General features: G+C 62.9%; 21 protein-coding genes. 15 read left to right on the top strand and 6 right to left on the bottom strand.

The window, feature by feature from the left end; all coding sequences use genetic code 11:
• Positions 1-243 precede the first annotated feature (243 nt).
• Positions 244-762, bottom strand: coding sequence for a single-stranded DNA-binding protein (locus HKX24_RS11315; RefSeq protein WP_271693606.1), 519 nt, complete (start codon positions 760-762; stop codon positions 244-246).
• A 280-nt stretch (positions 763-1,042) separates the two neighbouring features.
• On the opposite strand from HKX24_RS11315, the gene HKX24_RS11310 reads away from it, so the two are divergent.
• A complete protein-coding gene (locus tag HKX24_RS11310; protein ID WP_271689979.1) occupies positions 1,043-1,588 on the top strand; it encodes a lytic transglycosylase domain-containing protein in 546 nt (181 codons plus the stop codon).
• A 180-nt stretch (positions 1,589-1,768) separates the two neighbouring features.
• Positions 1,769-2,296 (top strand): hypothetical protein, encoded by a 528-nt coding sequence (locus tag HKX24_RS11305; protein WP_209218906.1) that lies wholly within the window; start codon positions 1,769-1,771, stop codon positions 2,294-2,296.
• A gap of 106 nt (positions 2,297-2,402) precedes the next feature.
• Here HKX24_RS11305 and HKX24_RS11300 read toward each other — a convergent pair whose 3' ends face one another.
• From HKX24_RS11300 to miaA, 5 genes are all read right to left on the bottom strand, one after another.
• Positions 2,403-4,493: an ABC transporter ATP-binding protein gene (locus HKX24_RS11300; RefSeq protein WP_271693607.1), complete on the bottom strand. Its 2,091-nt coding sequence runs from the start codon at positions 4,491-4,493 to the stop codon at positions 2,403-2,405.
• 62 nt (positions 4,494-4,555) lie between these two features.
• Entirely contained in the window at positions 4,556-6,022 is a 1,467-nt protein-coding gene (locus HKX24_RS11295) for an ABC transporter permease (protein WP_271693608.1), read from the bottom strand.
• 12 nt (positions 6,023-6,034) lie between these two features.
• Positions 6,035-7,123 (bottom strand): ABC transporter permease, encoded by a 1,089-nt coding sequence (locus HKX24_RS11290; protein WP_271693609.1) that lies wholly within the window; start codon positions 7,121-7,123, stop codon positions 6,035-6,037.
• Positions 7,124-7,433: 310 nt separating this feature from the next.
• Positions 7,434-8,210, bottom strand: a complete 777-nt coding sequence (locus tag HKX24_RS11285) for a helix-turn-helix transcriptional regulator (RefSeq protein WP_271693610.1) — start codon at positions 8,208-8,210, stop codon at positions 7,434-7,436.
• Positions 8,211-8,310: 100 nt separating this feature from the next.
• Positions 8,311-9,201, bottom strand: coding sequence for a tRNA (adenosine(37)-N6)-dimethylallyltransferase MiaA (gene miaA, locus HKX24_RS11280; protein ID WP_271693611.1), 891 nt, complete (start codon positions 9,199-9,201; stop codon positions 8,311-8,313).
• 130 nt (positions 9,202-9,331) lie between these two features.
• Here miaA and pyrH point away from each other — a divergent pair, with 130 nt between their 5' ends.
• The 13 genes from pyrH (at position 9,332) to lpxB (ending at position 21,579) form a co-directional block, all read left to right on the top strand.
• Positions 9,332-10,057 (top strand): UMP kinase, encoded by a 726-nt coding sequence (gene pyrH / locus HKX24_RS11275; RefSeq protein ID WP_067261559.1) that lies wholly within the window; start codon positions 9,332-9,334, stop codon positions 10,055-10,057.
• Positions 10,058-10,230: 173 nt separating this feature from the next.
• Positions 10,231-10,797, top strand: coding sequence for a ribosome recycling factor (gene frr, locus HKX24_RS11270; RefSeq protein ID WP_067261561.1), 567 nt, complete (start codon positions 10,231-10,233; stop codon positions 10,795-10,797).
• Between the two features lie 48 nt (positions 10,798-10,845).
• Positions 10,846-11,583, top strand: a complete 738-nt coding sequence (uppS, locus tag HKX24_RS11265) for a polyprenyl diphosphate synthase (protein WP_271693612.1) — start codon at positions 10,846-10,848, stop codon at positions 11,581-11,583.
• Between the two features lie 11 nt (positions 11,584-11,594).
• Positions 11,595-12,386, top strand: a complete 792-nt coding sequence (locus HKX24_RS11260) for a phosphatidate cytidylyltransferase (RefSeq protein ID WP_067261564.1) — start codon at positions 11,595-11,597, stop codon at positions 12,384-12,386.
• 6 nt (positions 12,387-12,392) lie between these two features.
• Complete coding sequence (dxr, locus tag HKX24_RS11255; RefSeq protein ID WP_271693613.1) at positions 12,393-13,568, top strand: 1-deoxy-D-xylulose-5-phosphate reductoisomerase; 1,176 nt, start codon at positions 12,393-12,395, stop codon at positions 13,566-13,568.
• Between the two features lie 4 nt (positions 13,569-13,572).
• Complete coding sequence (rseP, locus tag HKX24_RS11250) at positions 13,573-14,925, top strand: RIP metalloprotease RseP (protein ID WP_271693614.1); 1,353 nt, start codon at positions 13,573-13,575, stop codon at positions 14,923-14,925.
• Positions 14,926-15,060: 135 nt separating this feature from the next.
• Positions 15,061-15,186 carry a hypothetical protein gene (locus tag HKX24_RS11245; protein ID WP_269451576.1) on the top strand — a complete coding sequence of 42 codons (126 nt, stop codon included), beginning with the start codon at positions 15,061-15,063 and terminating at the stop codon, positions 15,184-15,186.
• Positions 15,187-15,379: 193 nt separating this feature from the next.
• Complete coding sequence (bamA, locus tag HKX24_RS11240) at positions 15,380-17,713, top strand: outer membrane protein assembly factor BamA (protein WP_276154015.1); 2,334 nt, start codon at positions 15,380-15,382, stop codon at positions 17,711-17,713.
• 4 nt (positions 17,714-17,717) lie between these two features.
• Positions 17,718-18,302 carry an OmpH family outer membrane protein gene (locus HKX24_RS11235; RefSeq protein WP_271693616.1) on the top strand — a complete coding sequence of 195 codons (585 nt, stop codon included), beginning with the start codon at positions 17,718-17,720 and terminating at the stop codon, positions 18,300-18,302.
• A gap of 82 nt (positions 18,303-18,384) precedes the next feature.
• Positions 18,385-18,855 carry a 3-hydroxyacyl-ACP dehydratase FabZ gene (gene fabZ, locus HKX24_RS11230; RefSeq protein WP_067264885.1) on the top strand — a complete coding sequence of 157 codons (471 nt, stop codon included), beginning with the start codon at positions 18,385-18,387 and terminating at the stop codon, positions 18,853-18,855.
• Positions 18,852-19,634: an acyl-ACP--UDP-N-acetylglucosamine O-acyltransferase gene (gene lpxA / locus HKX24_RS11225; RefSeq protein ID WP_271693617.1), complete on the top strand. Its 783-nt coding sequence runs from the start codon at positions 18,852-18,854 to the stop codon at positions 19,632-19,634. Before fabZ ends, lpxA begins: the two co-directional genes overlap by 4 nt.
• On the top strand, positions 19,631-20,431 hold the full coding sequence (gene lpxI, locus HKX24_RS11220) for a UDP-2,3-diacylglucosamine diphosphatase LpxI (protein WP_271693618.1): 801 nt from the start codon (positions 19,631-19,633) through the stop codon (positions 20,429-20,431). Before lpxA ends, lpxI begins: the two co-directional genes overlap by 4 nt.
• Positions 20,428-21,579 carry a lipid-A-disaccharide synthase gene (gene lpxB, locus HKX24_RS11215; protein WP_271693619.1) on the top strand — a complete coding sequence of 384 codons (1,152 nt, stop codon included), beginning with the start codon at positions 20,428-20,430 and terminating at the stop codon, positions 21,577-21,579. The genes lpxI and lpxB overlap by 4 nt, the downstream gene beginning before the upstream one ends.
• The last annotated feature ends 6 nt before the right edge of the window (positions 21,580-21,585 follow it).

The following is a 21,585-nucleotide window of genomic DNA, read 5'->3' as shown; positions in this document are numbered from 1 at the left end:
TAGACTTATAAAAAGGGCGGCGCCGCCAAATCGGACGTTTGAGACAGGCGTCACCCTGCATGTCTTGACGTCTTGACATGGCGCCCGCGTGGAGCGCCTCTGATCCTGTTGCCGAACGGATGATTGCCCGGCGGGTATCGCGATGGGGAAAGGTCTACTGCGGCGCGGTTAAAGGTTTCTCATAGCCGCGTTCGCAAAGGTTGGGCAGGGCGCAACAGCGCCCCGCCCCAAGTCGCATAGGGTTTAGAACGGGATCTCGTCGTCCAGATCACGGCTGCCGCCGCCGCCACCGCCGCCCGAAGAGGACGGGCCGCTGTCATAGCCGCCGCCGTAGTCGTTGCCGCCACCGCCGTAGCCGCCACCGCCGCCACCACCGTAGCCGCCGCCACCACCGCCGCCGGAGCCGCCGCCGGGACCGTCGAGCATGGTCAGCGTACCGCCAAAGCCTTGCAGCACGACTTCGGTGCTATAGCGGTCTGCGCCCGATTGGTCCTGCCATTTGCGGGTTTGCAACTGGCCCTCGATATACACTTTGGAGCCCTTCTTGAGGTATTGCTCGGCCACGCGGACGAGCCCTTCTTGAAAGATCGCCACCGAATGCCATTCGGTCTTCTCGCGGCGCTCACCGGTGTTGCGGTCTTTCCATGTCTCCGAGGTGGCGATGCGCAGGTTGCACACTTTGCCGCCGTTCTGGAACGACCGCACCTCGGGGTCGCGCCCGAGGTTGCCGATAAGGATCACTTTGTTCACTGAGCCGGCCATCTTGCCCCCTCGTTTGTCATTGCTGTGTCATTGCGTCGGGCGCGAATCCGAGCGCGCCCAATTCGGCTGTTTATATCGTGCTTGTTCGCCGGATGACACCGGCTTTCCATCCCGCAGCCCATCGCCACGGCCCGCGAAATGGCCGGGATTTCGGGGGCTGGTAGAAGGGGCGCAATTAAGTATACTGCGCGCAATGCAACGGCAGGGGGCAGATATGCGAAAGACGGGACTTTTGGCCGGTCTGGCTGCGGTGAGTTTGACGGCAGCCGGGATCATCGCGATGGGGGCGGCACCAGCGGCTGCCGATATGTTCGCCAGCAAGAACCGCGCGGGGCTCTTTGCCTCGCAGAAAAGCATCCTCGATAATCGGGCATCCAAACAATATTCCGCCTCCGTGCGGCTGCAACCGCCCAAGGTCGTCACCCCGACGAAATGGGACGTGCCGAAATACAACGGGTCTTACAAAGGGGCCTTTCTAACGCATGCCCGCGCCGCGGCCACGCGCCATGGCATCCCGGTCGATCTGTTTTTGCGGTTGGTGCAGCAGGAAAGCGGGTGGAACCCCAAGGCGCTGTCGCACAAGGGGGCGATGGGGCTGGCGCAGTTGATGCCGCAGACCGCGCGGGCGCTGCGTGTCGATCCCGCCGATCCGGTGCAAAACCTCGAAGGCGGGGCGCGTTACCTCAAGATGCAGTACCGCGCTTTCGGCAGTTGGGAACTGGCGCTGGCCGCCTATAACGCGGGGCCGGGGGCGGTGAAGAAATACGGGGGCATCCCGCCCTACAAGGAAACCCGCAATTACGTTAAAGTGATCACGGGCAGTTAAGTCATTGATATTTATGGGGTAAGCGCTGCGCTTGGGCGTTTGTCCGCCTATTTGCACCCCCGTAAGCCCCTCTGGCATCGGCCCTCTTGGGAACCGCCGGGGCAATCGTGGTGTTCTCTGATCAGAAACTTTGCAGCGGGGCATTCTCGCCGCAGAGAGGAAAGATCAAAGGAGAACGACATGCTGACGAATATGAAAAACATCGCCCTTGCCGCTGGTGTAAGCGTTATCGCGCTGAGCGGCTCTGCTTTCGCCGATGACAAGATCATGGTCTCGAAAATCGACGTCGAATCCTCTGTCGCCGCCGCGGCTGACAGCAATGCCATGGATTTCTATCCTGATCTGGAAGAAGACCTGCGCGCCGAAGTGGCAGAGCGCGTGCCGATGAGCAGCGATGGGTCCGATCCGCAGATCAAGATCGACATCCGCAAAATCTCTTTGAACGGCGCGACCATGCTGCCCGACAGCAAGGAATTCAACGAGTTGGAAGGCGTTGTTGATATCACAAGCCCCACTGGTGACAACGCGGGCCTGAGCTTCCCGGTGATGATCTCTGCCTACAGCGGCGATGAGATCGCGCCCGAAGGCTATGTCAACGTGCAGCCGTCCGAGACTGAGTTCTATGTAGCGCTCGTCTCTACCTTCGCGGATGTCGTGGCCGAAGGTCTGGCCAATGTGAACACTGCCGGTTCGCCTGTTGATCCCTAAATCCGGGTCTGATTTGGACATGCTGGCCGGATCGCCATAACCTCAGGCCGTTCCCCCCTAAATAGCCTGAGGCATGAGGCGTGGTTCTTCGGAACCGCGCCTTTTTTCATTCCGCCGCCGTGCCTGTCTCGATCACCGGCTCCATCTCGGCGAACTGCTGGGCAGAGAGGTGGCATTTGATCTGGTGCCCATCGGCCATGGTCACCATCGGCGGCACCTCGCGTTCACACAGATCACCCGGCACCTGAGATTTCCACCGGCAGCGCGTTTGGAAGGGGCAACCCGGGGGCGGGTTCATCGCCGAGGGCACATCGCCTTCGAGGACAATGTGTTTCTTTTTCACTTTGGTATCGGCAATCGGCACCGCGCTCAGCAGGGCTTCGGTATAGGGATGATAGGGCGGGGAGAAGACCTGATCGGTGTCGCCCAGTTCAACCACATGGCCCAGATACATCACCATCACCCGGTCCGAGAGATAGCGCACGATCGAAAGGTCGTGGGAGATGAACAAAAGCGTCGTCTTCTGCTCGCGTTGGATTTCCATCAGCAGGTCGGTGACGGCGGCCTGGACGCTCACGTCGAGGGCCGAGACCGGCTCATCCGCCACCACGATCCGCGCATCCCCGGCAAAGGCGCGGGCGATGCCGACGCGCTGCTTTTGCCCGCCCGACAGTTGGCGCGGCATCCGGCCTGCGAATTCACGGGGCAGTTTGACCAGATCGAGCAGTTCGAGCATGCGCTGGCGGCGCTCTTTCTCGTTCTTGCCGATGCGGAAGATTTCGAGCGCGCGGATGATCTGCCGCCCCACGGTCATCGAGGGGTTGAGCGTGTCGAAGGGGTTTTGAAACACCATCTGCACATCGGCCACGTTCTTGGTCGTGCGGTCATCAATCGGCACGCCGCCGATGTCTTGCCCGTCGAGGTAGATATGCCCCTCGGTCGCTGTTTCCAGCCCCATGAGCACCTTGGCGAATGTCGATTTACCGCAGCCCGACTCACCGACAATGGCGAGCGTTTCGCTCTCATGGGCCTCGAAACTCAAGGATTCATTGGCTTTGACCACTTTGGTATTGCCGCCGCCGAACATGGCATTGGCGGCGACCTGATAGTATTTCTTGAGCTTGTCCATCTTGAGGACGACCTCACCGACATCGCCCTTTTCCTTGACCTCGGCCAGTTCCAAGGCCGTTTGCCAGTCGATCTCTTGAAACCGAATGCAACGGGTCTCATGCCGGTCGTTGCCGGGCACGCTCTCCATCGGGATCGGCGCTGCGTCGCAGCGGCCGGGGACGAAATAGTCGCAGCGCGGGCCGAAGTTGCAGCCCGGCGGGCGTTCGTGGGGCAGGGGGAAATTGCCCGGGATGGCCTTCAGGGGCCGCGCGTTCTTGTCGGCCCCCGGAAGCGGGATCGAGCGGAACAGCGCCTGCGTATAGGGATGCTGCATCTCGTCAAAGACATCCTCGATCGAGCCTTTCTCGACCGCCTCGCCGGAGTACATCACGCAGATCCGGTCGCAGGTCTCCAGCACCAGCCCAAGGTTGTGCGAGATGAAGAGCATCGAAGTGCCGTATTTCTTGCCCAAATCCTTCACCAGTTCCACCACCGCGGCCTCGACGGTCACGTCGAGCGCGGTGGTCGGCTCGTCGAGGATCAAGAGCGAGGGTTCGGACATCAGCGCCATGGCGATGACGATACGCTGCTGTTGGCCGCCCGAAAGCTGGTGCGGATAGGCCTTCAGGATGCGCTCGGGGTCGGGGAGTTTCACGTCCGTTACCACTTGCAAGGCGCGTGCATAGGCTTCCTTCTCGGTCATGCCGGCGTGGATCATCGGCACTTCCATCAACTGCTTGCCGATCCGCATAGCGGGGTTCAGGCTGGCCATTGGCTCTTGATAGATCATCGCGATTTCGCTGCCGCGAATGTCGCGCAGCTCTTCGGGGCTCATCTCGCTCAGGTCGCGTCCTTTGAACTTGATGGAGCCGCCGACGATCCGGCCATTGCGACCCAGATCCTGCATCACGCCCAGCGCCACGGTGGATTTGCCGCAGCCGCTTTCGCCCACCAGCCCCACGGCCTCTCCGGGTTGGACGTTCACGGAGAAATCCATCACGGCGGGAATCTCTCGCAAACGGGTGAAAAAGGAGATCGACAGGTTGTTGATCTCAAGAATGGGACCGTCGTGATCAGTCTTTGGCATTTGGCTCTCCCAGTCGGGGGATCAAAAGGGGCCGGGAGGGCTGGCCCCCCGGAGGATGTTTCTTAGTCGCGCAGAGATTCTTCGCGCAGGCCATCGGCCAAGAGGTTCAGACCCAGCACGAGGCTCAGCAGCGCCAGCGCAGGCGCGATGGCGGCATGCGGGTAGAGCGACAGCAAGCGGCGGCCCGCGTTGATCGTGCTGCCCCAATCGGGGCTCTCGCTCTCCAGCCCGAGGCCGAAGAAGCCCAGCGTGCCCAGAAGGATCGTGGTATAGCCGATGCGCAGGCAGAAATCGACGATCAGCGGGCCGCGTGCATTGGGCAGGATTTCCCATAGCATGATATACCACGGGCCTTCGCCGCGGGTCTGTGCGGCGGCGACGTAGTCGCGGGTTTTGATGTCGAGGGCCAAGCCGCGCACGATGCGGAACACCGTGGGCGAGTTCACGAAGACCACTGAGACAAAGACCACCAGCACGCCGGGGTCGATGTCGAAGAGGTCGATCATGCCGGGAAGGCCGGGGATACGGTAGCTGTCCGTCGCCACGATCGCCCCGTCGGTGGAGACCAGCGACAGGTAGAGCCAGCCGACCACCCCCAGCACCACAATCAGGAGCGGCGTGCGGAACGAAGGTTGCGTGTAATAGCGCGCGTTCAGCAGCACGGCGAGGAAGATCAGCGGGAAGATGAACAGGAAGACCGCCATATAGTTCGGGATCCCGGTCAGCACGATCTCGGGCGTGACCAGCAGGTAGAAGAGCAGGATCACCGGGAAGGCGAGGATCAGGTTTGCCAGAAAGCTCAGCACAGTATCCAACCGCCCGCCATAGTATCCCGCAGGCAGGCCCAGCGTGATCCCCACCATAAAGGCAAAAAGCGTCGCCATCGGCGCGATCTGCACCACGACCCAAGACCCTTTGATCAGCCGCGAGAAGACATCGCGGGCAAGGTTGTCACCGCCCAGAAGGAACCAAGGGTATTCGCCTTCATCCGGGCTGCGCAGGGGCGTGCCGGGCAGTTTGTTCTTCATCCCCGAGGTCTGGCTGAGGCTGTCATGCGTCACCAACAGATCGAACAGCCCGCCGAAGATGCCGGTGTAGACCCAGAACATTACGATAGCGAAACCGATCATGCCGACGGTGCTGTCAAACAGCTTGCCGTAAAGGCCGAGCCGTCGCTTGAAGTGGAGGGAGAGCGCAAAGGTCAGGATCAGCGCGATCCACACGGGCAGCATCTGCTGCGACATGCCGCCGATGATGCCCGCTTGCGGCCCCATGAAGGCGCCTGCGATGATATAGATCAGCAGCACGAGGATCAGCAGCGCAAAGAGCAGGATCACCGCCCGGTTCACCCCGCCCGCCAGCCCGCCTTGTCGGGCGACGGTGCCGTCCGGGTTGATCTGGCGTGCCTCACTGACGGGAAAGAAGGAAACGACGATCTGCACCGCTACGGCCAAGGCCAGAAGCACCGCGAGACCGAGGAAGATGATGTTGAGCCCCGCGAGCGACCCGGTCCATGTCAAAGGTTCCATGTCCAAGCTCCGTTAATAAATGCGAATGCGCGGGTTGAGGAAAACATAGCCGATGTCCGAGATCAGCTGAGTGACGAGGACGACGATCACCGACACGACCGACACCGCCAACAGCAGTTCGATGTCGTTATTGGCCGCGGCCTGCACCAGAAGCCAGCCAAAGCCCTTGTAGTTAAACAGGGTCTCGACGATCACCACGCCGTTCAAGAGCCACGGGATTTGCAGCATGATGACGGTGAAGGGCGCAATGAGTGCGTTGCGCAGCGCGTGTTTCAGCACGATCTCTGAGAACTTCACGCCCTTAAGCCTTGCGGTGCGGATATATTGCGCGGTCATCACCTCGGTCATCGAGGCCCGCGTCATCCGCGCGATATAGCCCATGCCGTAGAGCGAGATGGTTAGCACCGGCAGGAAGAAGTTCCAGAAGGTCGCATCTTTCATGGCCGAGGTGGCGGAGCCGAGGAATAGTGTCTTGCTGTCGATCCAGCCCCATTCAGCCAAAAGCGGGGAGAGGCCAAAGCGCGAGGAGGCGAGCACCGCAATGAAGATCACGCCAGAGACATATTCTGGCGTCGCCGTGGTGGCGATGGAGAAGGTCGAGAGCGAGCGGTCAAGCTTGGAGCCTTCGCGCATCCCCGCCAGCACGCCCACGATCAGGGCCGAGGGGACCATCAGCACCAGCACCCAGAACATCAGCTTGCCGGTAAGTGCCAGACGGGTGAGCACCGTCTCGCCCACGGGTTCTTTGAAGACGGTCGAGAAACCCCAATCGCCCTGCAGGATGCCGCAGCGGGTGGGGCGGTCCTCCACCGGAGTGCCGGGGGCGAAACAGCGGCCAAAGGTTTCCTCGGGCGTCTCGCCTTCGGTGACCCAGCCGGGTAGCACGCCCAGCCATTCGCCGAACTTGTCGACCGTGGGCTGCAGGTAGCCGCGGTCTTCGAGGTAGCTGGCCACGGCCTCGTCCGACATGCGGAAGTTGCCTTGGGTCTTGGCCAGCTTTTCGAGGTTCGGATAGAGATTGGTCAGCCAGAATACGATGAACGTCAGGCAGAGCGCCGTCAGCAACATCACACCCAGCCGGCGCAAAATGAATAGTCCCATGTGGTCCCCTGTAGCAGGGTCGGGCGGTGACTTGGCCCGACGATGCGGCCTTTTTGGCCTTTTTAATTCGTGCGGCGCCTTGGGGGCGCCGGTTCTGTCGTGGCAGGTTTTCTCTGCCTTGTGGCGCTGGGGTGCCGAAGACCTTTTGGCGGTCTTTCTGGCAGCCTGCGCTTGTTCATTGCCCCGCCCCTGTGCGGAGCGGTTCAGCCATGAGGCACGGAAATCACCCGCGCGTCAACATTCGGCTGAGGAGTTTGGAGGAGTTTTTGCGACATGCTGAGGGTCTGAAAGCGACATTTCGGCCCGGCTCTCAGCGCAGTTTGCTGGGGGGCAGGCCGCTGTGCTGTTGCATGAAACGGGTGAAATAGGCGGCAGAGCCGAAGCCCAAGGTGGCGGCGATCTCGGCAGCGGTGTGATCGGTCTCGGCCAGCAGGCGACGGGCGGCATGGCAACTGCGTTCGGTCAGAAGGTCAGCAGCGGATTTGCCGGTGGCCGCCTTCACGGCGCGGGTCAGATGGGTTGGGGTCACGCCGAGAGCTGCGGCGTGTTCGGCCATGCTGGTGCCCTTTGGGGCGCCTTGAGTGACCAAGGCGCAGAACCGCGCGCTCAGCCTGTCGCCTGCCTTGGGCCGGGGGGCGGTATGCGCCTCTGCCATGATCTGGCGGCGCAGCCAGACCGACATCAGCGCCACCTGCGCTTTGAGCGCATCTTGGTGCAGGGGGCGGGCCTGTTGGACCTCCCGTTGGGTCTGTTCGATGAGGGTTGCGATCTCCGATTGTGCGGCCCCATCGCGGATGCGCAATTGGCGCGGGGTCTCGGGCAGGCTTTCGTCACTGTCTTCGGGGATCAGCACCGCATGGCCCAGACATTGATAGCCCAGCTCCAGCGCGAAGAGCGACCGCGCCGGTATCCAAAGCGCATTATGCGGGCTGATGCCGCGGCGTTGGCCATCGAGCAGCAGCCGCCCTTGGCCCCGGGTGATCCAGATCAAAAGATGGTGGTCGCGGTCGTGCGCGAGGGTCAGCCGCCAGTCTTGCCCCGCTGAAAGCTGGGCTAGGGACTGGGTCTGAATCTCTGTCTCGGGCACGCGGCGCTTTCGTTGAGAAATGAAAACCTTACGAGGGCAATTTTCAACGTCAGGCTAGCGGAGGGTTGGGATAACGCAAGAAATTCCGCCCGCTCGGCGGCTATTCCGGCGTCACCCGCTGCCAATCTGCCATCTTACTGCGCATCCAAGTGCGCTGCCGCTTGGCAAAGCGACGGGTAGCGACGACGGCGGCCTCGCGGGCGCGGTGCAGCGGCCAGTCGCCGTCGAGGTGGCGGATCAGTTCCGGCACGCCGATGGCGCGATGGGCGGGCAGCGACGGATCATAGCGCGGACGGAGGGCGGCGACTTCTTCCAAGGCGCCTTGCTCGAGCATCAGGTCAAAGCGCTGCGCGATGCGGGCGTTCAGCCAATCCCGCTCGACATCGAAGACGATCGGCAGACAATCCGCCAGCGGCAAAAGCGGCGCTCCGGTGTCGCGCTGCCAGTCCGACAGGCCGCGCCCGGTGGCCTGCCACACTTCCCAAGCGCGCTGCACCCGCGCGCGGTTGCGTTGGTCGAGGCTTGCGGCGGTCTCGGCATCCAGCCCCGCCAACAGGTCTTCGAGCGCCATCTCATCGCCTTGGGCGCGTACCTCTACCGGGGTGGCCGGAATCTCGGCCAGCCCCTGCGTCAGGGCAGAGAAGTAAAGCCCGGTGCCCCCGGTGATGATCACCCTCTGGTCGCCGCCCAGCAGCGGGGCCACCTCGCGCAGCCAATGGCCGGTGGAATAGGGCGCATCTTCGGCCAGATGGCCATAGAGCAGATGCGGCGCGCGGGCCTCTTCCTCGGGCGAGGGGCGGGCGCTGATGATGCGCAAGGGGGCGTAGACCTGACTGGCATCGGCATTGACGATCACGCCGCCCTGCGCCTCGGCAATGGCGAGGGCAAGGGCGGATTTGCCACTGGCGGTCGGCCCGGCGATCAACACCGGCCGTTCGGGCGGCAAGCCTTGCAACAGGGCGTCCATCTGGGCCTTGGAAATATCCGGCATTTCTTTGCGTCTTCCTTACGTCCCGCATTGAACCTTGGGCGTATTTGCGACATTTTGGCGCGAAATGAAAACCCTTCACCGCCGCAAGGCTTAAATCTCCCCCGGTTGGTGAAATAGTAAGGTGTGCCCGATGTCCCAAGACACCCCCCAAGTCTCCTTTAACCGCGTGATGCTAAAGATTTCCGGGGAGGCGCTGATGGGTGACCTCGGCTATGGTCTGCATCCGCCAACCGTCGAACGCATCGCCCGTGAGGTGCAATCGGTGCACAGTCTGGGCGTCGAGATTTGCATGGTGATCGGCGGCGGCAACATTTTTCGCGGGCTGCAAGGCTCGGCGCAGGGGATGGAGCGGACCACGGCGGATTACATGGGGATGCTCGCCACCGTGATGAACGCGCTGGCGATGCAATCGGCGCTCGAAGGCTTGGGCATCCACACCCGCGTGATCAGCGCCATCACCATGAACGAGGTGGCCGAGCCCTATATCCGCCGCCGCGCCGTGCGCCACCTTGAGAAGAAGCGGGTCTGCATCTTTGCCGCGGGCACCGGCAACCCCTATTTCACCACCGACACCGCCGCGACCCTGCGCGCCAATGAGATGTCCTGCGAGGCGATCTTCAAGGGCACCAAGGTCGATGGTGTCTATGACAAGGACCCGGCCAAGTTCGACGATGCGAAACGCTATGATCTGGTGAGCTATGACGACGTGCTGCAAAAGCGGCTCGGCGTGATGGACGCCTCTGCCATCGCGCTGGCGCGGGACAACAACCTGCCGATCATCGTCTTCTCGCTGGATGAGCCGGGCGGCTTCCAAGGCATCTTGGCGGGGCAGGGCACCTATACCCGCGTCGGGTAACTCCGCCCGCATTCCAAGGCATCGCCCCACGGCGGGGCGATTGACCTGATGCCGCCCGCGTCTCTCACAACAGGGGCGCGGGGCGCGTATGGTGGCGCAACAATGGGCAGTTGTGAAAGCGCCGCGCCACCGTTAGAAAGCCGTAACGCAAGGAAACAACAAGCAGGCTCGCCATGTCAGACGAATTTATGCTCGATACCGATGATCTTGAACGGCGGATGAACGGCGCGATTGCGTCGCTTCGGACCGAGTTCGCATCGCTACGCACGGGGCGTGGCTCGGCCTCCATGCTGGAGCCGGTGATGGTCGAGGCTTACGGCCAGATGACCCCGGTGAACCAAGTCGGCACCGTCAACGTGCCGGAGCCGCGCATGGTCACGATCAACGTCTGGGACAAGGGTCTCGTCGGCAAGGTTGAGAAGGCCATCCGCGAAAGCGGTCTGGGCATCAACCCGCAACTCAATGGCACCATCATCATGCTGCCGATCCCAGAGCTTAACGAAGAGCGCCGCACCCAGTTGACCAAGGTCGCGGGCCAATACGCCGAACACGCGCGCGTCTCGATCCGCAACATCCGCCGCGACGGGATGGACCAGATCAAGAAAGCCAAGAACGACGGCGCGATGTCAGAGGACGACCAGAAAATCTGGGAAGGCGAAGTGCAGGATCTGACCAACCGTTTCATCACGCTCATCGATGAACAGCTTGAGACGAAACAGGCCGAAATCATGCAAGTCTGACCCCGCCAAGACGCAGGGAGACAGAACTTGAAAGAAAAAGGTCGAGACATGAGCACCGCCGAAATTCAGCCCCAAACGATACCCGGCGGGCCACGCCATGTGGCGATCATCATGGACGGCAATGGCCGTTGGGCCACCCAACGCGGGCGGCCCCGGCTTTTTGGGCATCATGCCGGGGCCAAACGCGTGCGCGAGATCGTCGAATGCTGCCCCGATGTGGGGGTCGAGTATCTGACGATCTTTGCTTTCTCGACCGAGAATTGGAAGCGTACGCAGGTCGAAGTGGCGGGGCTTATGTCCCTGTTTCGGCGCTATATTTCTAAAGAAATGCGCAGCCTCAGCGACTATGGCGCGCGGGTGCGGTTCATTGGGGGTCGCGACCGGCTGGATGACAAGCTGATCAAGCTCATGGGAGAGCTTGAGGCCCATACCGCCCATAACACCCGCATCAATCTGACCATCGCGCTCAATTATGGCGGCCGCGATGAGGTGGCCCGCGCCACGCATCGCTTGGCCCAAGATGTCGCCAGCGGCAAGCTCGACCCTGACTCGGTGGACGAAGAGACCCTGCCGCGCTACCTCGATACCCATGTGCTGCCCGACCCCGATCTGGTGATCCGCACCAGCGGCGAGGCGCGGATTTCGAACTTTCTGCTGTGGCAATCGGCCTATGCGGAATATGAGTTCATCGACACGCTGTGGCCGGATTTCACCCGCGAGGAATTCGCCCGGCTCTGCGCCGCCTATGGCGGGCGTGACAGGCGGTACGGTGCGGTCAAGACCTGAGGAGAGCTGCGATGAAATCACCTGAACAATGGTCCGACCTACGCGCCCGTATGCTATCGGCCAGTGCGATGATCCTGATCGGTCTGTTGGGCATCTGGTTGGGCGGCACCGTCTTTCATCTGCTGGTGGCGCTGATCTGCGGCATGATGGTCTGGGAATTGGTCGGCATGCTGCGCGGGCAGGGGCAGGCGGCGGCTTGGCAATTGGGGCTGGTGACCGCGGCGGCGGTGCTGGCCTCGGTTTATCTGCCGGTGGGCTTTGGTCTGCCGCTTTTGCTGGCTCCGGCGCTGGCGGGCTTTGCACTATTGAGCGCCAACCGCACGCTTTACATGAGTTTTACCGCGCTGATCCTGCTGGCGGGCTTTGGCCTGATCCAGCTGCGCGATGACATGGGCTTTGGCTGGTTGATGTGGCTGGTGCTGGTGGTCGTGGTGACCGATGTGGTGGGCTATTTCGCAGGCCGCGCCATCGGCGGGCCCAAATTCTGGCCCAAGGTCAGCCCCAAGAAAACATGGTCCGGCACTGCTTCGGGCTGGGTTGGGGCGGCCGTTGTCGGGCTGATTTTCTCGTTCAATACCGGCTTTGGCCTGCAACTTGTCGGCATTTCGGTGGCGCTGTCGATGGCCTCTCAGATGGGCGATATGGCGGAGTCGGGCATGAAGCGGAAGATGGGCGTCAAAGACAGCTCGGCCCTGATCCCCGGCCATGGCGGTCTGTTGGACCGTTTTGACGGGATGCTGGGCGCTGCCGTCTTTTTGCTGATCGTCGGGCCGCTGATCGGTTTCCCGCCGGGCGTGAACTGACCCGCTATGCCGCGTAAGATTTCGATACTGGGGGCGACCGGGTCCATCGGTCAGAACACGATTGACCTGATCCGCCGCGCGCCCGACGCCTATGAGGTCGTGGCCCTGACCGGCGCGGGCAATATCGCGCAATTGGCTAAGGACGCCGTTGCGCTCAAGGCCGATGTGGCCGTCACCGCCCGCGAAGACCTGCTGGATGATCTGCGCGACGCGCTCAGCGGCAGCGGTGTCGAAGCCGCAGCGGGGGCCGAGGCCATCACCGAGGCCGCATCGCGCCCGGCGGATTGGACCATGTCGGCGATCATCGGCGCGGCGGGGCTCGCACCGGGGCTGGCGGCGCTGCGCCAAGGTGGCACGCTGGCACTGGCCAACAAGGAATCGCTGGTCTGCGCCGGGGCGTTGATCATGGGCGAGGCCGCGCGCCACGGTGCCACGATCCTGCCCGTCGACAGCGAACATTCCGCCGTATTTCAGGCGCTGGTCGGCGAAGACATGACCGCGGTTGAGCGTGTTATCATCACCGCCAGCGGCGGCGCGTTTCGCGATTGGCCGCTCGAAGACCTGTCCCATGCGACGCTCGACCAAGCCTCAAGCCATCCCAATTGGGACATGGGGCAGCGCATCACCATCGACTCGGCGTCGATGTTTAACAAGGCGATGGAAGTCATTGAGACGCGTGAGTTTTTCGGCGTCTCCCCCGAGGCGATTGAGGTGCTGGTGCATCCGCAGTCAATGATCCATGCGCTGGTGGGCTTTTGCGACGGGGGGCTGATGGCCCATGTCGGCCCGGCGGATATGCGCCATGCCATCGGCTATGCGCTGAACCATCCCGCGCGCGGGCATGTTCCGGTCGAGCGGCTGGACCTGACCAAGATCGGGCGTTTCGATTTCACCGCCCCCGATGACGCCCGCTGGCCCGCGCTGCGGCTGGCGCGGGACGTCATGGCAGTGGGCGGTCTGATGGGCGCGGTCTTTAACGCGGCCAAGGAAGTGGCGCTTGACGGTTTCATCGACGGACGGCTGCGCTTTACGCAGATGGCCGAGATCGTCGAAGAGGTGTTGGAGCGCCGCGCCGAAGAGGCCGCGCAGGGCCGCGACGACATGACACTTGAACTGGTGGCGCAGGCGGACCATCTCGCACGCAAGGCGGCAGAGGCCGCAATTCAGAAAAGGGCAGGGTAGCACGTTGGACATCATGGGATTTTTGCCGGAGTTCGGCGGGCTGATCTGGACGATACTGGCCTTTGTCGTGGCGCTGTCGGTGATCGTGGCGATCCACGAATACGGGCATTACATCGTTGGCCGTTGGACCGGGATCAAGGCGGATGTCTTCAGTCTCGGCTTCGGCCCCGTGCTCTTTTCCCGCGTCGACAGGCGCGGCACGCGCTGGCAGTTCGCGCTGCTGCCCTTTGGCGGCTATGTGAAATTCGCAGGCGACTCCAACGCGGCCTCCGGCAAGGATGAGACCGCGATGGAAGCGCTGGCCGACGACCCCGAGGCGCTGCGCTACACGATGCACGGCGCGCCGCTCTATGCCCGCGCGCTGACCGTGGCGGCGGGGCCGGTGTTCAACTTTGCCCTGTCGATCATCATCTTCTTTGCCGTGGCGATGACGGCGGGCACCGCCCGTGATCCGCTGACCGTGGGCGAGCTGCGCGCGCTGCCGAGTGACGCCTATGAACTGGCTCCGGGCGATATTTTGCGCGCGGTCGAAGGCACCCCGGTGCCCTCGCTCTCTGCCGGGGAAGGCTATGGCGATTTCCTAACCAACCTGCCGCAGGAAGCGGTGCTGAGCTATGACATCACCCGCGATGGCGAAGAGCTGACCGTGCCCGGCCCCTATCTGATGCCGCCGCTGGTCAGCAACGTCGCCCCGCAATCGGCGGCGCAAGAAGCCGGTCTGCGCAGTGGCGATGTGATCACCGCGGTAAATGGGCAAGAGATCGTGGCCTTTTGGGAATTGAAAGAGGTGGTCGAAGCCTCCAAAGGGGCCCCCCAGGAATTGGCCGTCTGGCGCGATGGCGAGACCCTGCCTTTCACTCTTGTCCCCAAAGCCACGGATGAGCCGCAGCCCGATGGCAGTTTTAAACAGAACCTGCGCATCGGCATCGTGGGCGGCATGGCCTTCGTGCCCGCCACCGACACCCCCGGTGTGGGTGAGGCGCTCGGCACCGGTTTGGACAACACTTGGCGCATCATTACCGGCTCGATCTCGGGCCTGCGTGAGATGATCGTGGGCAATATCAGCACCTGCAACCTCAGCGGCCCGGTGGGCATCGCCCAGACCTCGGGCGCGATGGCGAGCCAAGGGGCGCAGTCCTTCATCTATTTCATCGCGGTGCTGAGCACGGCGGTCGGTCTGCTGAACCTCTTCCCGATCCCGGCCTTGGACGGCGGACATCTGGTGTTCTACGCCTATGAGGCGGTGACCGGCAAACCGCCCAGCGACGGCGCGCTGCGCTTTTTGATGAGCATTGGCATCGCCTTGGTGCTGACCCTGATGCTCTTTGCGCTCGGCAACGATCTGTTCTGCCCCTAAGCGGCGCAACGATAGCGAAAGACAGTCCTGCCTTGCCCTTCGGGGCAGGGCGCAATGCCTTCAAATGGCCACAATTGAACAAAATCGTGCCGCAATCTTTGGCTATGGTTCCCCTTCATTGAGAAGGAACCGAAAATGCACGTCTTGCAAGGAACATACCGCGGCCTGAGCCTGCTTTTGGACCTGAACTGGGACCGTGCGTTCTTTGGTGCGGCCATTGCCGCGGCGCTTTCTGCCGGGGCCTTTGTCGCCTCTCTCTGACCGCTGCGAGCTGCCGGATCGGGCAGTTTCACACGATCTTGTCCCATCATGTCATTCCGGCCCAACTTGCCGCATGATATGGACTATTTTTCCCGCCGTTGCTTTTGACAAACCCCGTTAACCTGCGTAGTCAGGTTGACAACAATGTCGTAAAAAACGGGTCGGTGTAATGGGACTGAGGAACGAGGGCAGAATGCCCGTCGAATGGGCGCAGCGCAGCAATGTCGGCAAGACCCTTCGGGGGGCATCGCTTTGTGTCATGTTGTCCGTCGCGTGGCTCGTGCCCGGCAGCCAAGCGCAGGCGCAGCAATATCAGTTCAACACAGTCGTCATTGACGGCAATGAGCGGATTGGCGACAGCGCTATCCTGCGCCGCGCGGGCATCGGGCGCGGGCAGGCGGTGACGGGCGGTCAGTTGAACGACGCCTATCAGAACCTGCAAAATTCGGGCCTGTTCCAATCCATCTCGCTTGAGCCGCAGGGCGGCACGCTGGTGATCACGGTGGTCGAACTGCCGACGCTGAACCGCGTCAGCTTTGAAGGCAACCGCCGCATCAAGGATGAAATGCTGGCCGAACTCATCGGCTCGACCGAGCGGCGGGTGTTCAACCCCAGCCAAGCCGAGCAAGACGCCGCCGCCATCGCGGAGGCTTATAGCAACGAGGGGCGCCTGTCGGCCCGCGTGCAGCCGCGCATCATCCGCCGCGGTCAGAACCGCGTCGATCTGGTGTTCGAGATTTTCGAAGGCGACAATGTTGAGATCGAGCGTCTGAGCTTTGTCGGCAACCGCGTCTATTCCGACCGTCGCCTGCGCCGCGTGCTGGGCACCAAACAGGCGGGTCTCTTCCGCCGTTTGGTCAAGCGTGACACCTATGTCGAGGGCCGCGTCGAGGCCGACAAACAGTTGCTGCGGGATTTCTACCTGTCGCGCGGCTATGTCGACATGCGCACCGAGGCGGTGAATGCCGAGTTGACCGAAGAGCGTGATGGCGTCTTCGTGGCCTATAACATCACCGAAGGGCAGCAGTTCCGTTTCGGCGAGGTGACGCTGGAAACCGAAGTGCCCGGCCTGAATGCGGCGGCCTATCGCGACCTGCTCAAGATCCGCCCTGGCGTGATCTATTCCCCGACCCTGATCGAGAATGACATCGCCCGGATCGAGCGCCAAGCGATCCGTGATGGTGTCGATTTCCTGCGCGTCGAGCCGGTGATCGACCGCAATGACCGCGATCTGTCGCTCAACGTGACCTACAAGCTGTCCCGTGGGGAGCGTATCTTTGTTGAGCGCATCGACATCGAAGGCAACACCACCACGCTTGACCGTGTGATCCGGCGTGAGTTCGACAGCGTGGAGGGTGACCCCTTCAACCCGCGCGAAATCCGCCAAGCAGCGGAACGCATCCGCGCGTTGCAGTATTTCGAGACGGCAGAGGTTAACGCCCGCCAAGGCTCCAGCCCCGAACAGGTCGTGATCGACGTGGATGTGGAAGAACAGCCCACAGGCTCGCTGAACTTCGGCGGCTCCTTCTCGAACAACGACGGTTTCGGTGTGGCGGTCAGCTTCCAAGAGGAAAACTTCCTCGGGCGCGGTCAGCGGCTGAACCTGTCGATCTCCACCGCCGAGGATGCCACCCGCTATGGCGTGACCTTTGTCGAGCCGCGCTTCCTTGGCCGCGACGTGGCGCTTGGCCTCAAGCTGGATTACGCGGAAACCAATTCCTCCTACACTAGCTATGACACCGAACGTCTGGTCTTCCAGCCCAGCCTGACCTTCCCGGTCAGCGAGAATGGCCGTCTGTCGACGCGCTATACCCTCGAAGGGATCGAGATGCTGGAGCGGGACGACGAGGACAACAGCGCCACCATCGCGAATGAAATCGCCGAGGGCGCGCTCTTCTCCTCCTCCGTTGGCTATACCTATACCTACGACACCCGCCGTAGCGGGCTGGACCCGACACAGGGCGTTCTGTTCGAGTTCGGACAGGACTTTGCCGGGCTTGGCGGGGACAACGAATATATCAAGACCACGGCCAAAGTCGCGGGCGAGAAGCGTATCTTTAACGAGGAAGTCACCCTGCGTGCCACGCTCGAAGGCGGGGCGCTGACGTGGAACAGCGGTACCAACCGTGCGGTTGACCGTTTTATCCTCGGCCCGTCGATCATGCGCGGCTTTGAGCCGGGCGGCATCGGGCCGCGCGACCAGAGCAACGGGGTGGACGACGCACTTGGCGGTAACCTTTTTGCCGTGGCCCGTTTCGAGGCGGAGTTCCCGCTGGGCCTGCCTGAGGAATATGGCATCACCGGCGGCGTCTTCTACGACGTGGGCAACCTGTGGGACCTGAGCGATGTCGACACCTCTGGCGGCACCATCGTCGGCGAGAGCGGTTCGTTCCGTCATGTGATCGGCGTCTCGGTCTTCTGGGACACGCCGCTTGGCCCGCTTCAGTTCAACGTCTCCGACGCGCTGAAGAAAGAGAGCTTTGACAAAGAGCAAAGCTTTGAGGTCACCCTGCGGACCACGTTCTAAACCCATGCGCCGCGCCTTCATCCCCTTGGTGATGATGCTGGCCGGGGTCACCCCCGGCCTTGCGCAGCAGGCGCCTGCGGCGAAACCTCAGACAAATACAGCCGCCCCCACGGGGGGCGGTGTGATCAGCCCAGTGCTGACTATCGATTCCGAACGCCTGTTCCGCGACAGTGCCTTTGGCCAGCGCGTCAGCCGCGAAATCGAAGCCCAGAGCGAGGAGCTTGCCGCTGAGAACCGCGAGATCGAAGCGGCGCTTGAGGCGGAAGAACGCGAACTCACCGAAAAACGCTCTCAGCTGAAACCGGCGCAGTTCCGGCTTTTGGCCGATGCCTTTGACGAGAAGGTGCAGCGCACAAGGGCAGAGCAGGCGGCAAAGAACCGGGCGCTGAGCGAGGCGCTGGACCTTGAGCGCGAGCGGTTTCTGGCCGCTGCGGCTCCGGTGCTTGAGCAGTTGATGCGCAATTCCGATGCAGCGGTCATTCTGGAACGGCGGCGTGTCTTCGTCTCTTCCTCCGCGATCGAGGTCACGGATGAGGCGATCGCGCTTCTCAACGAGACGATCGGCAGCGGGCTGACGGACGCCGAGTAGGCGCTCTGCGCTGCCGGGATGCTTGCCCCCAGCCGCCCGAATTGGTAGCCCTTCAGCAACCTTCTGAGACAAAGGACAGTCCATGACCGAAGAGCTGCTGCGCGCCGATATCCAAATGATCCAGCGCATCCTGCCGCACCGCTATCCCTTTTTGCTGGTCGACAAGGTCGAAGAGATCGCGGGCACCGAGAGTGCTGTCGGCTATAAGAACGTCACCATGAACGAGCCGCATTTTCAGGGCCATTTCCCCGGCACGCCGATCATGCCGGGCGTGACGATTGTGGAGGCGATGGCCCAGACTGCGGGTGTGATGGTGGGCACGGCCCTTGGCATGCAGGACCGCGACATGCTGATCTATTTCATGTCCATCGACAAATGTAAGTTCCGCCGCAAGGTTGGCCCCGGCGATGTGCTGCGGATGGACCTCAAGACCCTGCGCGGCAAGCCGGGTGCGAAGATTTGGAAGTTCGGCGGCGTGGCCACTGTTGAGGGTGAAATGGCCGCCGAGGCCGAGTTCATGGCGATGTTGGATCTCCCGCAGGACGCGGCATGAGCAATATCCACCCCAGTGCCGTGATCGAAGAGGGCGCGCAGATCGACCCTTCGGCGCGCGTCGGCCCCTTCTGCGTGGTCGGGCCCGAGGTCGTGCTGAAGGCAGATGTGGAGTTGAAATCCCATGTCGTCGTCACCGGCCGGACCGAGGTCGGCGCAGGCACGGTGATCTTCTCTTTCGCGGTCATCGGTGAGATCCCGCAGGATCTGAAGTTCAAGGGCGAAGCCAGCCGACTGGTCATCGGGGAGCGGAACCGCATCCGCGAACATGTCACCATGAACTGCGGCACCGAAGGGGGCGGCGGGGTGACCCGCGTGGGCGATGACGGGCTCTTCATGGCCGGCTGCCACATCGCCCATGACGCTGTTGTTGGCAATCGCGTGATCGTGGTGAACAACGCGGCCGTCGCCGGGCATTGCGTGCTTGAAGATGACGTGATTATCGGCGGGCTGTCTGGCATTCATCAATTCGTTCGCGTCGGGCAAGGCGCGATCATCGGCGCGGTGACCATGGTGACGAATGACGTGATCCCCTACGGCCTTGTGCAAGCGCCGCGCGGTGATCTCGACGGGCTGAACCTCGTTGGCCTGAAACGCGCGGGCGTGGCGCGCAGCGACATCACGGCGCTCAGGGCCGCCTTCCAGATGCTGGCGCAGGGCGAGGGGACATTCTCGGACCGGGCGCGGCGTTTGGGGGACGAGACCCAAAGCGATTACGTCCGCCAGATCGTCGATTTCGTTATGGCCGACACGGGCCGCCATTTCCTGACGCCGAAATGAGCCTTGCGCTGATCGCCGGGCGCGGCGGCCTGCCCGCGCGGGTGGCGGCGGCGCAGGACGTGCCGCCTTTGGTCTGCGCCTATGAGGGCTGCGCGCCCGATGGGCTGAAGGCCGATCTGACCTTCCGGTTGGAGACTTTGGGTAGCCTGCTTGCGCATCTTCTGGGCCTTGGCATCCGCGAGGTTTGCCTCTGCGGTGCGATTGACCGGCCTACGCTCGATCCTGCCAAGCTCGACATGCGCACGGCGCCCTTGGTGCCGCAGTTCAAAGCCGCCCTTGGGGCGGGCGACAATGGCGCGCTTGAGGTGATCAAGACGATTTTCGAAGATCATGGCCTGCGGGTGGTTGGCGCTGACGAACTGGTCCCGGACCTGCTGGCCGACAGCGGTGTGCTGTCCCGCGAGCTGCCCGACGATCAGATACGCCGGGATGCGGCGCGCGGCACGGCGGTGCTGGACGGGTTGGCAAGCTTGGACATCGGGCAGGCCTGCGTGATCGGGCGCGAACAGGTCTATGGGGTCGAGACCATTGGGGGCACGGATCACCTGCTTGCGACCCTGCCAGAAGCGGTGCAGGGCGCGCGCGCAGTGCTCTGCAAAGGCCCGAAAACTGGCCAGATCCGTGAGATCGACCTGCCCACCATCGGCCCCGATACGCTGCGCGCCGCCCATGCGGCGGGGCTGGCGGGCGTGGTGGTCAAGGCGGGCGGGGTGATGCTGCTGGAGCGGGACGCTTGCGTGGCGCTGGCCGATGAATTGGGATTGGTACTTTGGGTCCGAGAGGGGGACGCGGGATGAAGGTGTTCATTCTGGCAGGTGAGCCTTCGGGCGACCGGTTGGGCGGCGCGCTCATGGCCGGGTTGAAAGAACTCAGCCCCGAGGTGACATTCGACGGCATCGGCGGGCCGCAGATGACGGCTGAGGGGCTGGAAAGCCGCTTTAACATGGATGAGCTTAGCGTCATGGGGCTGGCGGAGATCCTGCCCAAATACCGCGCGCTGATGGCCCGGATCAATGAGACGGCACAGGCGGTGATTGAAACCAAGCCAGATGTGCTCATCACCATCGACAGCCCCGATTTCTCGCTGCGCGTGGCGCGCAAGGTGAAAGAGAAATCCGACATCAGAACAGTGCATTACGTGGCCCCAACCGTCTGGGCATGGCGCCCCGGCAGGGCCGAGAAGATGGCCCGTTCCGTCGATCATGTCCTCGCCCTGTTCCCCTTCGAGCCGCCCTATATGGAAGCGGCGGGCATGGCCTGTGATTTCGTCGGCCACCCGGTGGTGGCCGAGCCTGTAGCCGATGACGCCGCCGCGGCGTCGTTCCGTGCCGAACACCGCCTCGCCGATGCGCCCTTGTTGCTTGCCTTGCCCGGTTCGCGTCGGGGGGAGGTCTCGCGGCTGGCGCCGGTGTTCCAGCAGGTCGTTGCGCGATTGGTCGAGGCCGAGCCGTCCTTGCGTGTCGTCGTCCCTGCGGCGGCCCCTGTGGCCGCCTTGGTCAAACAGGTCACGCGCAACTGGGCGGGCAACCCGCTGGTGCTGGATCCGCGCGACCAAAGCGTCGAGGCTTTCAACGCCAGCAAGCGCGCCGCCTTCCGCGCGGCGGATGTGGCGCTTGCGGCCTCGGGCACCGTATCGCTGGAGCTTGCCGCGGTGAACACGCCGATGGTCATCGCTTATGACATGAATTGGATCAGCCGCCAGATCATCGGTCGGATGCTGCGGGTGGATACGGTGACGCTGGTCAACCTCGTCTCGGAAACCCGCGTGGTGCCGGAATTCATCGGCGCGAACTGCCGTCCCGGTCCGATCGCCGAAGGTGTCTTGCAAGTGCTGCGCGCGCCCGGCGCCCAGAAGGACGCCATGGCGCTGACGATGGCGCGTTTGGGGCAGGGGGGTGAGGCACCCGGCTTGCGGGCCGCGCGGGCGGTGCTGGCGCGGCTTTAAGGGCTG

It is taken from the genome of Sulfitobacter sp. M85 (assembly GCF_029285915.1).
Taxonomy (GTDB): Bacteria; Pseudomonadota; Alphaproteobacteria; order Rhodobacterales; family Rhodobacteraceae; genus Sulfitobacter; species Sulfitobacter faviae.
This window is presented reverse-complemented; position numbering and strand designations above follow the sequence as displayed.

Excerpts from the sequence above, each read along its gene's own strand:
- HKX24_RS11295 (WP_271693608.1), bottom strand. The coding sequence starts at position 6,022 with ATGGAACCTTTGACATGGACCGGGTCGCTCGCGGGGCTCAACATCATC.
- fabZ (WP_067264885.1), top strand. The coding sequence starts at position 18,385 with ATGACCGAAGAGCTGCTGCGCGCCGATATCCAAATGATCCAGCGCATC.
- HKX24_RS11245 (WP_269451576.1), top strand. The coding sequence starts at position 15,061 with ATGCACGTCTTGCAAGGAACATACCGCGGCCTGAGCCTGCTTTTGGAC.
- HKX24_RS11315 (WP_271693606.1), bottom strand. The coding sequence starts at position 762 with ATGGCCGGCTCAGTGAACAAAGTGATCCTTATCGGCAACCTCGGGCGC.
- lpxI (WP_271693618.1), top strand. The coding sequence starts at position 19,631 with ATGAGCCTTGCGCTGATCGCCGGGCGCGGCGGCCTGCCCGCGCGGGTG.
- HKX24_RS11300 (WP_271693607.1), bottom strand. The coding sequence starts at position 4,493 with ATGCCAAAGACTGATCACGACGGTCCCATTCTTGAGATCAACAACCTG.
- HKX24_RS11235 (WP_271693616.1), top strand. The coding sequence starts at position 17,718 with ATGCGCCGCGCCTTCATCCCCTTGGTGATGATGCTGGCCGGGGTCACC.
- lpxA (WP_271693617.1), top strand. The coding sequence starts at position 18,852 with ATGAGCAATATCCACCCCAGTGCCGTGATCGAAGAGGGCGCGCAGATC.
- miaA (WP_271693611.1), bottom strand. The coding sequence starts at position 9,201 with ATGCCGGATATTTCCAAGGCCCAGATGGACGCCCTGTTGCAAGGCTTG.
- bamA (WP_276154015.1), top strand. The coding sequence starts at position 15,380 with ATGCCCGTCGAATGGGCGCAGCGCAGCAATGTCGGCAAGACCCTTCGG.
- frr (WP_067261561.1), top strand. The coding sequence starts at position 10,231 with ATGTCAGACGAATTTATGCTCGATACCGATGATCTTGAACGGCGGATG.
- HKX24_RS11305 (WP_209218906.1), top strand. The coding sequence starts at position 1,769 with ATGCTGACGAATATGAAAAACATCGCCCTTGCCGCTGGTGTAAGCGTT.
- uppS (WP_271693612.1), top strand. The coding sequence starts at position 10,846 with ATGAGCACCGCCGAAATTCAGCCCCAAACGATACCCGGCGGGCCACGC.
- HKX24_RS11260 (WP_067261564.1), top strand. The coding sequence starts at position 11,595 with ATGAAATCACCTGAACAATGGTCCGACCTACGCGCCCGTATGCTATCG.
- HKX24_RS11310 (WP_271689979.1), top strand. The coding sequence starts at position 1,043 with ATGGGGGCGGCACCAGCGGCTGCCGATATGTTCGCCAGCAAGAACCGC.
- pyrH (WP_067261559.1), top strand. The coding sequence starts at position 9,332 with ATGTCCCAAGACACCCCCCAAGTCTCCTTTAACCGCGTGATGCTAAAG.
- lpxB (WP_271693619.1), top strand. The coding sequence starts at position 20,428 with ATGAAGGTGTTCATTCTGGCAGGTGAGCCTTCGGGCGACCGGTTGGGC.
- dxr (WP_271693613.1), top strand. The coding sequence starts at position 12,393 with ATGCCGCGTAAGATTTCGATACTGGGGGCGACCGGGTCCATCGGTCAG.
- HKX24_RS11290 (WP_271693609.1), bottom strand. The coding sequence starts at position 7,123 with ATGGGACTATTCATTTTGCGCCGGCTGGGTGTGATGTTGCTGACGGCG.